This is a genomic window from Streptomyces sp. NPDC046379 (assembly GCF_055587785.1).
The window spans coordinates 221,536-236,071 of sequence record NZ_JBVJFP010000013.1; the positions used below are offsets into that span (position 1 = coordinate 221,536).

13 protein-coding genes and 1 riboswitch are annotated in these 14,536 nt (G+C 69.5%); of the genes, 7 read left to right on the top strand and 6 right to left on the bottom strand.

The window, feature by feature from the left end:
• Positions 1 to 5 precede the first annotated feature (5 nt).
• The 3 genes from ACZ6KF_RS23535 to ACZ6KF_RS23545 form a co-directional block, all read right to left on the bottom strand.
• Positions 6 to 836: a carbohydrate ABC transporter permease gene (locus tag ACZ6KF_RS23535; RefSeq protein WP_356626527.1), complete on the bottom strand. Its 831-nt coding sequence runs from the start codon at positions 834 to 836 to the stop codon at positions 6 to 8.
• Positions 833 to 1,819: a carbohydrate ABC transporter permease gene (locus tag ACZ6KF_RS23540; RefSeq protein WP_356626525.1), complete on the bottom strand. Its 987-nt coding sequence runs from the start codon at positions 1,817 to 1,819 to the stop codon at positions 833 to 835. Before ACZ6KF_RS23540 ends, ACZ6KF_RS23535 begins: the two co-directional genes overlap by 4 nt.
• A gap of 92 nt (positions 1,820 to 1,911) precedes the next feature.
• Entirely contained in the window at positions 1,912 to 3,189 is a 1,278-nt protein-coding gene (locus ACZ6KF_RS23545; protein ID WP_356626524.1) for an extracellular solute-binding protein, read from the bottom strand.
• A gap of 414 nt (positions 3,190 to 3,603) precedes the next feature.
• Here ACZ6KF_RS23545 and ACZ6KF_RS23550 point away from each other — a divergent pair, with 414 nt between their 5' ends.
• The 6 genes from ACZ6KF_RS23550 (at position 3,604) to ACZ6KF_RS23575 (ending at position 10,804) form a co-directional block, all read left to right on the top strand.
• Entirely contained in the window at positions 3,604 to 4,368 is a 765-nt protein-coding gene (locus ACZ6KF_RS23550) for a GntR family transcriptional regulator (protein ID WP_356626523.1), read from the top strand.
• Positions 4,369 to 4,535: 167 nt separating this feature from the next.
• Positions 4,536 to 4,802, top strand: coding sequence for a DUF3311 domain-containing protein (locus ACZ6KF_RS23555; RefSeq protein ID WP_356626521.1), 267 nt, complete (start codon positions 4,536 to 4,538; stop codon positions 4,800 to 4,802).
• Entirely contained in the window at positions 4,799 to 6,427 is a 1,629-nt protein-coding gene (gene mctP, locus ACZ6KF_RS23560; RefSeq protein ID WP_469239913.1) for a monocarboxylate uptake permease MctP, read from the top strand. Before ACZ6KF_RS23555 ends, mctP begins: the two co-directional genes overlap by 4 nt.
• Positions 6,428 to 6,496: 69 nt before the next feature.
• Positions 6,497 to 7,006: a GNAT family N-acetyltransferase gene (locus ACZ6KF_RS23565; protein WP_469177271.1), complete on the top strand. Its 510-nt coding sequence runs from the start codon at positions 6,497 to 6,499 to the stop codon at positions 7,004 to 7,006.
• 152 nt (positions 7,007 to 7,158) lie between these two features.
• Positions 7,159 to 7,282: riboswitch (cobalamin riboswitch) on the top strand.
• Positions 7,283 to 7,400: 118 nt separating this feature from the next.
• Complete coding sequence (locus ACZ6KF_RS23570; protein ID WP_469239915.1) at positions 7,401 to 9,797, top strand: ribonucleoside-diphosphate reductase subunit alpha; 2,397 nt, start codon at positions 7,401 to 7,403, stop codon at positions 9,795 to 9,797.
• Positions 9,798 to 9,847: 50 nt separating this feature from the next.
• On the top strand, positions 9,848 to 10,804 hold the full coding sequence (locus ACZ6KF_RS23575; protein WP_469157566.1) for a ribonucleotide-diphosphate reductase subunit beta: 957 nt from the start codon (positions 9,848 to 9,850) through the stop codon (positions 10,802 to 10,804).
• On the opposite strand, the gene ACZ6KF_RS23580 is transcribed toward ACZ6KF_RS23575, so the two are convergent.
• Positions 10,717 to 10,926, bottom strand: a complete 210-nt coding sequence (locus ACZ6KF_RS23580) for a hypothetical protein (RefSeq protein WP_356626516.1) — start codon at positions 10,924 to 10,926, stop codon at positions 10,717 to 10,719. The genes ACZ6KF_RS23575 and ACZ6KF_RS23580 overlap by 88 nt on opposite strands.
• Positions 10,927 to 11,019: 93 nt before the next feature.
• Here ACZ6KF_RS23580 and ACZ6KF_RS23585 point away from each other — a divergent pair, with 93 nt between their 5' ends.
• Complete coding sequence (locus tag ACZ6KF_RS23585) at positions 11,020 to 12,063, top strand: GlxA family transcriptional regulator (RefSeq protein ID WP_469157377.1); 1,044 nt, start codon at positions 11,020 to 11,022, stop codon at positions 12,061 to 12,063.
• Here the strand turns inward: ACZ6KF_RS23585 and ACZ6KF_RS23590 are convergent.
• Positions 12,017 to 13,369 (bottom strand): bifunctional albaflavenone monooxygenase/terpene synthase, encoded by a 1,353-nt coding sequence (locus ACZ6KF_RS23590; RefSeq protein WP_356626514.1) that lies wholly within the window; start codon positions 13,367 to 13,369, stop codon positions 12,017 to 12,019. The genes ACZ6KF_RS23585 and ACZ6KF_RS23590 overlap by 47 nt on opposite strands.
• Positions 13,366 to 14,451: an epi-isozizaene synthase gene (gene cyc1, locus ACZ6KF_RS23595; RefSeq protein WP_469157378.1), complete on the bottom strand. Its 1,086-nt coding sequence runs from the start codon at positions 14,449 to 14,451 to the stop codon at positions 13,366 to 13,368. The genes ACZ6KF_RS23590 and cyc1 overlap by 4 nt, the downstream gene beginning before the upstream one ends.
• Positions 14,452 to 14,536: the final 85 nt, after the last annotated feature.

Here is a 14,536-nt window from a genome sequence, read left to right on the forward strand (position 1 = left end):
GGGCGTTATCCCTTCACGGCGCCGGCGGTCAGGCCGCTGACGGCCCTGCGCTGCAGGAAGACGAAGAGGATCAGGACGGGTACGGCGAACAGGGACGACGCCGCCATGGTCGCGCCCCAGTCGTTGCCGAACACGGACTGGAAGCTGGTCAGCCACAGCGGCAGCGTCTGGGCCTCGGCCTCCTTGTTCAGCACCAGGACCAGGGGCAGCTCGTTCCAGGCGGTGATGAAGCCGAACATCGACGTGGACATCAGACCGGGCGCGAGCAGCGGCAGGATGACCCGGCGGAAGGCCTGGGCGCGGGTGCAGCCGTCGACCATCGCGGCCTCCTCCAGCTCCCGGGGCACGGCGGCGACGAAGCCGCGCAGCGTCAGGATGGTGAAGGGGAGGACCATCATCATGTAGAAGAGCGTCAGCGGGACGAGGCTGTTGAGCATCGACGCGTCCCGGACGATCATGTACATCGCGATGATCATGACTTCCCAGGGCGCCATCTGGGCGAGCATGAAGCCGACGACGAAGCCGCGCCGGCCCCGGAACCGCATCCGCGCCAGGGCGAAGGACCCGGCCAGCGCGATGACGAGGGAGAAGAGCACGGCGAGGACGGTGACGGTCAGCGAGTTGCGGACGAACGTCCAGAAGTGGTCGGCGCCGGTCGCCGTCTCGAAGTGGTCGAAGGTGACGTCGGTCGGGAACCAGACGGGCGTCTCCGAGATGATGTCGCCGGTCGGCTTGAACGCCGTGGCGAACATCCAGTACACGGGGAAGACGAAGCCGACGAACAGGACGACGGCCGTGACGTTGGGCCACACGCGGCCGAAGAGTGAGCGCTTCACAGCTCGTCCTCCTCTTGCTTGAGCACGATCCGCAGGTAGTAGGCGGTGAGGGCGAGCAGGATCAGGATGGTCAGCACGGCGATCGCCGCGCCCATGCCGTAGTGCTGGTTGCCGACGCCCTCGACGTAGGCGTAGACGGGCAGGATCTCGGTGAGCCGGTCGGGGCCGCCGCCGTTGATGGTGAAGACCTGCACGAACGCCTTGAAGATCCAGATGATCTCCAGGAACGTCGTCGCGTAGAGGAACGGGCGCAGGAACGGCAGGGTGACGGTGGTGAAGCTCCGCCAGGCGCCGGCGCCGTCCAGGGACGCGGCCTCGTACAGCTCCGAGGGGATCGTGGTGGTCGCCGCGTAGAGGTTGATCGCGACGAACGGGACGGACATCCAGACGATCAGCACGGTGACGACGAAGAACGTCGACATCTGGCTGCTGGTCCAGCTGTAGTCGGCCATCGAGTGCCAGCCGAGCTTGTCCAGCACCCAGTTGACGACGCCGAAGCGCTGGGCGAACAGCCACTGGTAGACGGTGGACGCGGCGACCACGGGCATCGCCCAGGCCAGCACGAGGCCGATCAGCAGGGTGACCCGCATCCGCGGTCCGAGCCGGGCCAGCAGCAGTCCGACCAGGGAGCCGATGACCATGGTCAGGACGACGTTGACGGCGGTGAACACGATCGACCGGACGGTGACCCGCCAGAAGTCCTCGCTGGTGAGGACCTCCCGGTAGTTGTCGACGCCGTTCCACTCGGTGACGCGCTGGATCAGCTGCGTCATGTTGAGGTTCTGGAAGGACAGCAGGATGTCCTTCAGCAGCGGCCAGCCCAGCAGCAGCACGGTGGCCGCGAGGGCGGGCAGCAGCAACAGGTACGGGGCGAGCGCGCCGGTGCGCGAGGCGGCTCGCTGGGCTGGCTTGCCGGATCCGGAGTCGTCGGCCTTGACGACGTCCGCGGGGCCGGAGGGCGGCCGTTCGGTCTGCACGGTCATGCTCGCCATCTCTTCTCTCGACCTGCGGTGTCACGGGAGCGGGGGCCGTACGGAAACGTGCGGCCCCCGCTCCCCGTTGATCACCCGCGCCGTCAGCTCTCCTGGGACAGACGCTTGTTGAACTCGTCCTCGACCTGCTTGGCGGCTTCGGCCGGCGACTTTCCGTTGAGCACGGCGGTCATGTAGGTCTTGACCGGGTTGGGCGCGTTCTCCACGGCGGCCCACTCCGGGATCAGCGGCGTGGTGCCACCGCCCGCGGCGGCCGGCGCCATGGCCTCGGCGGCGGGGTTGCCCTTGACGTTGGCCTGCAGCGACTCCTTGTTCGGGATGACGCCGTTGAGCTTGGCCAGCTGGCCCTCGTACTCGTCGGACAGGGCGATCTTCAGGAATTCCTTGGCGAGTTCCTGCTTCTGGCTGCCCGCGGCGACGGCGAGGTTGGAGCCGCCGAGGAAGACGCCCTCGGGCTTGTCGGCCGTCGCACCGGGGATGGTGAAGTAGCCGATCTCCTTCTCGATCTTCGGGTTGGCCTCGATCGCGATGCCGGCTTCCCAGCCCATGCCGATGAACGCGCCGACGTCGCCCTTGCCGAAGACCTCGCCCTGCTGCGGGGTGGCCTCGTCCTTGTCCTTGGGCGCCTTGGAGAGGGACTGGAACTTCTTGTAGGTCTCCATGGCGGCGGCGACCTTCGGGTCGGCCAGGTTGGAGACGTACTTGTCGCCCTCCTTCTTGACCAGTTCGCCGCCCTCGCCGACCACCAGGCCGACGAAGTGGTACCAGTTCTGGCCGGGCAGGTAGATCGGCTCGGCGTCGGTCTTCTCGCCGATCGTCTTCAGGGCGTCGTAGAACTCGTCACGGGTCTTGGGCGTCTCGGTGATGCCCGCGTCCTTCCAGACCTTCTTGTTGTAGATGACCACGCGGTTGGCGAAGTACCAGGGCGCCGCGTACTGCTTGCCCTCGTAGACGGAGGAGTTGTTCAGCGCCTCGGTCCACTCGCCGCCGATCTCGGCCTTCAGGTCGGCCAGGTCGGCCAGGCCGCCGGTCTTGGCGTAGGCCGGCGTCTGGGTGTTGCCGATCTCGAAGACGTCCGGCGGGTTCTCCTCGGACAGGGCGGTGGTCAGCTTCTGCTGGATGCCGTTCCACTGCTGGATCTCGAACTTGACCTTCGCCTTGGTCTTCTTCTCGAAGGCGGCGGCGACGTCCTTCTGCCACTGGTCGGGGGACGAACCGTCCATCACCCAGACCGTGAGCGTCTGGCCGGCGTAGCCGTCCGCTCCCGACTTGCCCTCGCTGCCGCCGTCGTCGCCACCGCACGCCGCGATGGACATCAGCATGCCCGCGACACCGATCGCGGATATCAGCTTGCGCTTCACGCCACCCTCCTCAGGGATGCTGCAAACCCCCCTCGTCCCCGCGATGTGACGTGGGCGCCGTGCGCACCGTCCGTGGGGCCGGGACCTGGACCAATGGTGTAGACCAGTACCGGGAGCTTGGCCCAGACCATATGGCGTGTCAAGGGTCACGGAACGCCTCTCACCAGCCGTTATGGGACCTACATATGCAGGAACCTTTAAGTAACAACCCGTCGAAAACAGCGCCCCGACACGACACACTGCGGGTAGACCACTTACCGTGAGATGGACTAGACCAACGAAGCGCGCCGACGGTATACAGAGGGGATCACGGAGCGTGCGGAGGACCTTTCCGCGCCGAGGCCGTGCCACGATGTGAGCCGTGACCGACGGATATGTCGGTCGTTTCGGCACCCGGAGCCGGGAAGGCAGAGCATGAGCACCGACGTCAGCAGTGCGGAGAACGAGGGTGGGGCGACCGTCCGTACCGCGCGCGTGCCCAAGTACTACCGCCTGAAGAAGCACCTGCTCGAGATGACCGAGACGCAGGCCCCCGGCACGCCGGTGCCCCCGGAGCGCACGCTCGCCGCCGAGTTCGACACCTCGCGCACGACGGTCCGCCAGGCCCTCCAGGAGCTGGTGGTCGAGGGCCGGCTGGAGCGCATCCAGGGCAAGGGCACGTTCGTCGCCAAGCCGAAGGTGTCGCAGGCGCTGCAACTGACCTCGTACACCGAGGACATGCGCGCCCAGGGCCTGGAGCCCACCTCCCAGCTGCTGGACGTCGGCTACATCACGGCCGACGACACCCTCGCCGGGCTGCTCGACATCACGGCCGGCGGCCGGGTGCTGCGCATCGAGCGGCTGCGCATGGCCAACGGCGAGCCCATGGCCATAGAGACGACCCACCTGAGCGCCAAGCGCTTCCCGGCGCTGCGCCGCAGCCTGGCCAAGTACACGTCCCTCTACACCGCGCTGGCCGAGGTGTACGACGTCCATCTCGCCGAGGCCGAGGAGACCATCGAGACCTCGCTGGCCACCCCGCGCGAGGCCGGTCTGCTGGGCACCGACGTGGGCCTGCCGATGCTGATGCTCTCCCGCCACTCCCTGGACCGCGAGGGGCGGCCGGTGGAGTGGGTGCGCTCGGTCTACCGCGGGGACCGGTACAAGTTCGTGGCCCGCCTGAAGCGGCCGCAGGACTGACCCCGGCCCCAGGAACGGGGGCGGCCCTCGGGCTCACGACCGCACCTCCGGAACGGACCTCGGAAAACCGCACGTCGAGTGCGTCGAGGGGTTCCGTTTGCGCCGGTCGCTGACCTAGATTGCCTGCGCATTGCAAACAGGTGATCAGTGAGGGGACGGGAGCCGCCATGTCGCAAGCCCCAGAAACCGGCAGAGGGCCGGTGGTGACGCCCGCGCGCGTCGTCATCGCCCTCTGCCTCACAGCGCCGTTCGTCGCCATGCTGTGGGTCGGGTCGTACGCCAGAACCGAACCGCAGTTCATCGGCATCCCGTTCTTCTACTGGTACCAGATGGCGTGGGTGCTCATCTCCACGGCGCTGACGATGGTCGCCTTCAAGCTCTGGCAGCGTGACCAGCGCGCCCGCGGCGGCCGGAAGGGCGGTGCCGCGCGATGAACGAGGGCGTCAACGGCGTCGCGCTCGCCGTCTTCATCTTCTTCTTCCTGGCCGTCACGGTCATGGGCTTCCTCGCCTCGCGCTGGCGCAGGGCCGAGAACGAGCACAGCCTCGACGAATGGGGCCTGGGCGGCCGGTCGTTCGGCACCTGGGTCACGTGGTTCCTGCTCGGCGGCGACCTCTACACGGCGTACACCTTCGTGGCGGTCCCGGCGGCGATCTACGCGGCGGGCGCGGCCGGGTTCTTCGCCGTGCCGTACACCATCCTGGTCTACCCGCTGATCTTCACCTTCCTGCCCCGCCTGTGGTCGGTCTCGCACAAGCACGGCTATGTGACGACGTCCGACTTCGTGCGCGGCCGGTTCGGCTCCAAGGGCCTGTCGCTGGCGGTGGCGCTCACCGGCATCCTGGCGACGATGCCGTACATCGCGCTCCAACTGGTCGGCATCCAGGCCGTGCTGGACGTCATGGGCGTCGGCGGCGGCGAGGACACCAACTGGTTCATCAAGGACCTGCCGCTGCTGATCGCCTTCGGCGTGCTGGCCGCGTACACCTACTCGTCGGGGCTGCGGGCGCCGGCGCTGATCGCGTTCGTGAAGGACACGCTGATCTACATCGTCATCGCGGTGGCGATCATCTACATCCCGATCAAGCTGGGCGGCTTCGACGACGTCTTCGCCAAGGCGGGCGAGGCGTTCGGCGAGACCAACCCGGCGACGGGCGCTCCGCGCGGGGCGCTGGTGCCGGGCGACGCGGGCCAGTGGACGTACGCCACGCTGGCGCTGGGCTCCGCGCTCGCGCTGTTCATGTACCCGCACTCGATCACCGCGACGCTGTCCTCGCGCAGCCGTGAGGTGATCCGCCGCAACACCACGATCCTGCCGCTGTACTCGCTGATGCTCGGCCTGCTGGCGCTGCTCGGCTTCATGGCCATCGCGGCCGGGGTCAAGGTGTCCAACGGGCAGCTGGCGATCCCGCAGCTGTTCGAGAACATGTTCCCGGACTGGTTCGCGGGCGTCGCCTTCGCGGCCATCGGCATCGGCGCGCTGGTCCCGGCGGCGATCATGTCGATCGCGGCGGCGAACCTGTTCACCCGCAACATCTACAAGGACTTCCTCAAGCCGGACGCCACGCCGGAGCAGGAGACCCGGGTCTCCAAGCTGGTGTCGCTGCTGGTGAAGGTGGGCGCGCTCGCCTTCGTCCTGACCATGGACAAGACGGTGGCCATCAACTTCCAGCTGCTGGGCGGCATCTGGATCCTCCAGACGTTCCCGGCGCTGGTGGGCGGCCTGTTCACGCGCTGGTTCCACCGCTGGGCGCTGCTGGCCGGCTGGGCGGTCGGCATGCTCTACGGCACGGTCGCCGCGTACGGCGTCGCCTCGCCGACGCAGAAGCACTTCGGCGGCTCGTCGAAGGAGATCCCCGGCATCGGCGAGATCGGCTACATCGGCCTCACGGCGTTCGTGATCAACCTGGCGGTGACGGTGGTCCTGACCTTCGTGCTGCGGGCGGTGAAGGCCCCCGACGGCGTCGACGAGACGCGCCCCGAGGACTACACCGCGGACGCCGGCGACCCGGGCGTCCAGGTGGAACTCCCGCCGGCCACCGCGGGATCGGCCCACTGACCGACGCACACCCCGGCGGGCCGTCGCAGGCAGGACCTGCGGCGGCCCGCCGTCGTGCACACTCCCCCCATGGACATCGTCATCCGCCCGGCGGAACCCGCCGAGTACGCGCCCCTCGGAGAGATCACCGCGCATGCCTATCTCCAGGACGGCCTCCTCGACTTCGGTGAGAGCGACGCGTACCTGGGCGAGTTGCGGGACGTGGCGAAGCGCGCCGCCCACGCCGAGGTACTGGTCGCCGTGCGCGACGGCGAGGTGCTCGGCGGCGTCACCTTCGTGCCCTCCGGCGGTCCCATGGCCGACATCGCGGAGCCCGGCGAAGCCGAGATACGGATGCTCGCGGTCGCGCACGCCGCACGCGGCCGGGGCGTCGGCGAGGCGCTGGCCCGCGCCTGCGTCGAGCGGGCGCGGAGCCTGACCGGCTGCAACGGCGTCGTGCTGTCCAGTCAGCGCACGATGCACGCCGCCCACCGCATCTACGAGCGGCTGGGTTTCGTCCGCACCCCGGAGCGCGACTGGAACCCCCTCCCGGACGTGGACGACGTCCTGCTGATCACCTACGCGCTCGCCCTGCGCTGACGCTCCTCCGACCCGACCCGACCCGACCCGGCCCGACCCGACCGCGGCCCGCCCTGACGCTTCGCCGTCCCCGCCTCCGGCACTCCCGCGCTCCGACGCGACACGGCGGGGCACAACATCTGGGGGTGCTTTCCGCGACCGACACAAGATGTATGCTCATGCTCGCTGCCGCCGCAGGGGAATCCGGTGCGAATCCGGAACTGTCCCGCAACGGTGTACACGCGTGTTCACGCACGCCTGTCGAGTCCGACGACCTGCCGGCAGCGCGCCCGGCCGACCGGCCCGGCGCATGACGTCCGGGCCTCGTGGAATGGGTCGGTGGACGCGACGCCGCGTGCGCTCGTGAGCTGCCCCGCCCTCGCAGGCCCCGTGCCGAGCGAGGGAGAGCCCCCACGTGACCATCGCGCCAGCGGATCCCGCTTCAGCGACCCAGGCGACACACACGACGCAGGCGACTCGGGCGTCGCAGTCGGCCCAGCCCGCCGACGACGCCCCCGGAGCCGCCCTGCTGCGGACCCTGACCGAGCTGACCGCCGACCTCCCCGGCGCCGACCCCGGACGGGTCGCCGCCGCCGCGCTGCGCGGCCGATCGGCGCACGCGGACGAGGCCGAACTGCGCGAACTGGCCACGGAGGCCGCCGCCGGCCTGATCTCCGAGGACCCCGCCCACTCGAAGCTCGCCGCCCGGCTGCTCACCCAGACCCTCCGCGCCGAGGCCGCCTCCCAGGGCGTCACCACGTTCACCGAGTCGGTCGCGACCGGTCACCGCGAGGGCCTCGTCGCGGACCGCACCGCGCGGTTCGTGCGCCTCCACGCCGACCGCCTCGACGCCCTGGTCGACCCGGCCGCCGACGACCGCTTCGGCTACTTCGGCCTGCGCACCCTGCACAGCCGCTACCTGCTGCGCCACCCGGTCACCCGCAAGGTCGTCGAGACGCCCCAGCACTTCCTGCTCCGCGTCGCCGCCGGCCTCGCCGAGGACGACACCGCGCGCGCGGTCGACGAGGTCGCCGCCCTCTACCGGCTGATGAGCCGCCTCGACTACCTCCCCTCCTCCCCCACCCTCTTCAACTCCGGCACCCGCCACCCCCAGATGTCGTCCTGCTACCTCCTCGACTCCCCGCAGGACGAGCTGGACTCGATCTACGACCGCTACCACCAGGTCGCCCGCCTGTCGAAGCACGCGGGCGGCATCGGCATCGCCTACTCCCGCGTCCGTGCCCGGGGTTCGCTGATCCGCGGCACCAACGGGCACTCGGGCGGCATCGTCCCGTTCCTGAAGACCCTCGACGCCTCGGTGGCCGCCGTGAACCAGGGAGGCCGGCGCAAGGGAGCCGCGGCGGTGTACCTGGAGACCTGGCACGCGGATATCGAGGAGTTCCTGGAGCTGCGCGACAACACCGGTGAGGACGCCCGCCGCACCCACAACCTGAACCTCGCGCACTGGGTCCCGGACGAGTTCATGCGCCGCGTCGACGCCGACGGCGCGTGGTCGCTGTTCTCCCCGTCCGACGTGCCGGAGCTGACCGACCTGTGGGGCGAGGAGTTCGACGCCGCCTACCGCGCGGCAGAGGAGAAGGGCCTCGCCCGCAAGGTCCTGCCCGCGCGGGAGCTGTACGGCCGGATGATGCGCACCCTCGCGCAGACCGGCAACGGCTGGATGACCTTCAAGGACGCCGCCAACCGCACCGCCAACCAGACCGCCGAGCCCGGTCACGTCGTCCACTCCTCCAACCTCTGCACGGAGATCCTGGAGGTCACCGACGACGGCGAGACGGCGGTTTGCAACCTGGGCTCGGTCAACCTCGGCGCCTTCGTGAGCGGCTCGGACATGGACTGGGAGCGGCTGGACGACACCGTCCGCACCGCCGTCGTCTTCCTCGACCGGGTCGTGGACGTCAACTTCTACCCGACCGAGGAGGCCGGCCGCTCCAACGCCCGCTGGCGTCCGGTCGGCCTCGGCGTGATGGGCCTCCAGGACGTCTTCTTCAAGCTGCGGCTGCCCTTCGACTCCCCCGAGGCACGCGCCCTGTCCACCAGGATCGCCGAGCGGATCATGCTGGCCGCGTACGAGGCCTCCGCCGATTTGGCCGAGCGCAGCGGCCCGCTGCCGGCGTGGGAGAAGACCCGTACCGCCCGCGGCGTCCTGCACCCCGACCACTACGGCGTCGAGCCCGCCTGGCCCGAGCGGTGGGCGGCGCTGCGCGAGCGGATCGCCGCCACCGGCCTGCGCAACTGTCTGCTGCTGGCCGTCGCGCCGACCGCCACCATCGCCTCCATCGCGGGCGTCTACGAGTGCATCGAGCCGCAGGTGTCCAACCTGTTCAAGCGCGAGACCCTCTCCGGCGAGTTCCTCCAGGTCAACCCGTACCTGGTGGAGGACCTCAAGCGGCTCGGCGTCTGGGACGCCCGCAGCCGTGAGGCGCTGCGCGAGTCGAACGGCTCGGTGCGGGACTTCGCCCGGATCCCCGAGGACGTACGGCGCCTGTACCGCACGGCGTGGGAGATCCCGCAGCGCGCCCTGATCGACATGGCCGCCGACCGCACGCCGTACCTGGACCAGTCGCAGTCGCTGAACCTGTTCCTGGAGACGCCGACCATCGGCAAGCTCTCCTCGATGTACGCGTACGCCTGGAAGCGGGGCCTGAAGACGACGTACTACCTGCGCTCCCGCCCGGCGACCCGGATCGCCCGCGCGGCACGGGCGGCCGTCCCCGCGCCGCCGGTCTCCTCCGACGAGGCCGTCGCCTGCTCCCTGGAAAACCCCGAGTCCTGCGAGGCCTGCCAGTGAAGACCAGCCAGAACCTGCTCGACCCCGGCTTCGAGCTGACCCTGCGCCCCATGCGCTACCCGGACTTCTACGAGCGCTACCGGGACGCCATCAAGAACACCTGGACCGTGGAGGAGGTCGACCTCCACTCGGACGTCGCCGACCTCGCGAGGCTGACGCCCGGCGAGCGGCATCTGATCGGCCGGCTGGTCGCCTTCTTCGCGACCGGCGACTCGATCGTCGCGAACAACCTGGTGCTGACGCTCTACAAGCACATCAACTCCCCCGAGGCGCGGCTGTATCTGTCGCGACAGCTGTTCGAGGAGGCCGTCCACGTCCAGTTCTATCTGACGCTGCTCGACACCTATCTGCCCGACCCGGAGGACCGCGCCGCCGCGTTCGCCGCCGTGGAGAACATCCCGTCCATCCGGGAGAAGGCCGAATTCTGCTTCCGGTGGATGGACTCGGTGGAGAAGCTGGACCGGCTCGAGACGCGGGCGGACCGGCGCCGCTTCCTGCTGAACCTGATCTGCTTCGCCGCGTGCATCGAGGGCCTGTTCTTCTACGGGGCCTTCGCGTACGTCTACTGGTTCCGCGGCCGGGGGCTCCTGCACGGCCTGGCCACCGGCACCAACTGGGTGTTCCGGGACGAGACGATGCACATGTCGTTCGCCTTCGACGTGGTCGACACCGTCCGTGCGGAGGAGCCGGAGCTGTTCGACGAGGAGCTGCGGGACGAGGTCACCGCCATGCTGCGGGAGGCCGTCGAGGCCGAGCTGCAGTTCGCGCGCGACCTGTGCGGCGACGGCCTCCCGGGGATGAACACCGAGTCGATGCGGCAGTACCTGGAGTGCGTCGCCGACCAGCGGCTGACCCGCCTCGGCTTCGCCCCGGTGTACGGCTCCGAGAACCCCTTCTCGTTCATGGAGCTGCAGGGGGTTCAGGAGCTGACCAACTTCTTCGAGCGGCGGCCCTCGGCGTACCAGGTCGCGGTGGAGGGCACGGTGGACCTGGACGAGGACTTCTGAGCCTTCGGCCGGGGATTCAGCTGCCGGTCGATCCGGCGCTCGTGGAACAGGCCCACGAGCGCCGGGGCGGCGAGGACGGCGGCGATGATCAGGACGGTCGCGTAGTCGCGGAATGCGTTCATGCGGTAAGTCTCGTCAGCGTGAGACGCTCCTGACAGTGGCAGGACTGACCGAGAACCTCGAATTCCTGCCAGCCGTACGGCACACTGGGGCGCATGCTCCAGAACGTGGCCGCCGTCCTCGTCGACGGTGTGAACCCCTTCGAACTCGGCGTCGTCTGCGAGGTCTTCGGCATCGACCGCAGCGACGACGGGCTGCCGGTGTACGACTTCGCGGTCGTCTCGGCCGAGGGACCGACGCTGCGTTCCAACGCCGGTTTCTCGGTGCAGGTCGAACACGGTCTCGACCGGCTGGAGTCGGCCGACCTGATCGCCGTGCCGGCCGGGTCCGCCTACGACACCCGGATCTTCCCGCCCGAGCTGCTGGCCGCGCTGCGCCGGGGCGTGGACCGGGGCGCGCGGGTGCTCAGCGTGTGCTCCGGCGCCTTCGTGCTGGGCGCCGCCGGGTTGCTGGACGGCCGGCGCTGCGCGGTCCACTGGCGGCACGCCGGTGAACTGTCCCGGCAGTACCCGAGAGCCGTGGTGGAGCCGGACGTGCTGTACGTCGACGCGGACCCGGTGATCACCTCGGCGGGCACCGCGGCCGGCATCGACGCCTGTCTGCACATCGTGCGCAAGGAACAGGGCCCCGAGGTCGCCAACCGGATCGCCCGGCGGATGGTGGTGCCGCCGCACCGGGACGGCGGCCAGGCCCAGTACATCGAGCGCCCGCTGCCCCGCTCGGAGGCCGACTCCGTCGCCGACGTGCTGGTGTGGATGGAGCGCAACCTCGACCGCGAGGTGACCGTCGAACAGCTCGCCGCCCGTGCCCTGATGTCGCCGCGCACCTTCGCCCGCCGCTTCCAGCAGGAGACGGGGACGACCCCGTACCGCTGGATCCTGCGCCAGCGCGTGCTGCTGGCCCAGCGGCTGCTGGAGGCGACGGACGAGACGGTGGACGCGATCGCCGGGCGTGCCGGGTTCGGCAACGCGGCGGCGCTGCGACACCAGTTCGTGCGGTCGCTGGGCACCACGCCGAACGCCTACCGGCGCACGTTCAGGGGCCCCGACTGCGATCCGCAGGCCGCCCGGCCGGGCGCCGGCAGGCGGCGGCTCACCGCTCCACCGGCCGCAGCAGCAGCCTGTGGGGACGGAGCGTGATGCCCACGCGGGTCGTGTCGTCGGAGCCAGGCACCTGTTCGAAGCGGTACCTGGTGGCCAGGGCCGCCGTCAGCAGGGTCAGCTGTGCCATGGAGAAATGGTCGCTCGGGCACTTCCGGTTACCCACGCTGAACGGGCTCATGGCATATTTGGGCACTTCCTTGGCACGTTCCGGAAGCCAGCGATCGGGATCGAACTCGAGGTGGTGCGCGTACGAACGCGGATCGCGCTGGATCGCATACGGGCTGTACACGATGTCGGCCCCGGCCGGAATGCGATAGCCGCCGAGTTCGGTGTCCCTGACCGCCCGCCGGGTCAATATCCAGACGGCCGGGCGCAAACGCATCGACTCGACGACGACATTGTTGGTGTGGGTGAGCCGGCGGACGTCGTCGAATGCGACGGGCCGGCCGCCGGTCACGGATTGGACCTCGTCCCGGATCCGGTCGGCCTGTTCCGGATGGACGGCGAGCACCTGGAGCAGCCACATCACCGTGGAAGCGACGGTTTCGCTTCCGGGGGTGAGTATCGCGACGACCTGGTCGTGGATCTCCTGTTCCCCGATCGGGTCGCCGTTGTCGTCCTTCGCTTCCAGCAATGCCGTCAGCAGATCGTCCGGCCTTTGACCGGATGCGCGGCGCTCGGCGACGATCTCGTCCACGAGGAGATGCAAATCGGCCAGTGCCCGGTTGAATTCCCGGTTGGCCGGAAGGGGCAGCCGGTACAGCGGGCCGAGCGGGATCACCATCCGGCGGTACATGCCGCGGAAGACGGTGGCGAGGGCGGTGCACAGCCGCTCGGCGCGCTCGTCCATGTACTGGCCCCGCAGCAGGCAGCGGGCGGCGATGCGGACGGCGACCCGGAAGGACTCCGCGGTGCAGTCGACGGTCTCGCCGGGCCGCCAGCGGGTGGTGAGGGCGTGCGCCTCCTCCTCCATGACCGATGCGTAGGCCGGGATGGCGTCGAGCCGGAACGCGGGCTGGACGGTGCGGCGCTGGCGGCGGTGGCGGGGACCGTTGGCCGTGGCCACGCCCTCCTTGCCGAGCAGGCCCTCCAGCGACTCCCACAACGGCCCGTCGATCTTGTAGTCGGGGCTCAGCGCCAGGGCGCCGGTCAGCTCCGGGGTGGTGACGGCGTACACCGTCTTGGGGCCGAGCCGCAGCCGGACCACGTCGCCGTGGTCGCGCAGCCGGGACATGAAGCGCAGCGGGTCGCGGACCAGCCGCAGCCCGTGCCCGAGGAGCGGCACCGCGCCGCCCGCGAGGGGAGGTGCGCCCAGCTCGGATTTCACGGCTTCGACGGTCATTTCTCACCTGCCGTTTCGTTGTCGACGTACGGGGGTGTGGACCGGTCGTCCCAGTTGTCGACCATGTAGCGGCCGGACTCGTGGTGGAACCAGTAGACGGAACTGAACCAGTTCCGCATGTTCCCGAGGCAGGCGCGTACGGCCTCGCTCAGTTCGGCGCCCCGGGCCGTTCCGTCGGCGAGCGAGTCGGCGAACGCGAGCGCTTTCCGCTCGGCCGCCAGGAATTCGCTCACACAGTTCTCGACACGTCGCCGCACTTCGGCGATCGCCTCTTCCAGATTCATTCCCTCATGCGCGATGAGGCTGATTCCGAGATTGTGCACCTCGTCCCCCGCGATTTCCTTGGGGAGCGAGCAGAGGTCGTTGTACCACGCGGCGAATTCCTGGCTGAGGAGCGCCGCCCGCCGGAATGCCGGATGTTTTCGCACCTGGTCCGGGAGTTCACGGCCGGCACTCGGCTCCAACAGGTCGGTCCAGATCCAGTGGGCGAAGGTGAGCCGGCGCAGGGCGAGGTACTCCTCGACGGTCGGGACGATCCTTTCGGTGCGGTTTCTGAATTCCCGGTCGTATGCCTCTATCACCTCGTGGAAGTGACGGGTGAAGCGGGCGTTCCAGGACCCGGGCAGGAACGAGAACAGCCTGAGCGCGCTGTCGGCCAGCCCGGCGACCAGCGGGTCCCGGTGGTGCAGGTGTTCCCGCGGGGAGTCCAGGGCCTGGTGCAGCCCCTTGCGCAGCCTGCCCCAGGCGGCCGGCCTGCGGTGGACGATGTACCGGTCGTGGCGGTCGTCCCAGACGAAGAACCACGCGCTGTAGTCGGCTATCGCCTGCAGGACCGGGTCGGGCGCGCCGAGGTAGTACCCGGCCATGAGATCCGTGTAGCACAGGCCATCGGCATATTCCTCGACCTTGTCCGCGGGCATGAGCCGCTTTTCCAGGAGCCAGGTGCGGGTCCTCTCCTGGAGCCTGGGCCAATACGGGTGCAGTTGCCGGGTAAACGCCGCCTCGATCTCCGGAAGGCGGAGCGACGGTGGAACGGCGATCGCTGTCGCGGTCGCTGTGGTGCTGTGTGAGAAAGCAGGCACGGACATACCCCTCTCAGCCGCCAGTCGCGCACTCCCTCGGATGAGCCGGGCGTGCGCCGTTGCGTATCACCGCACTCCCCATTCA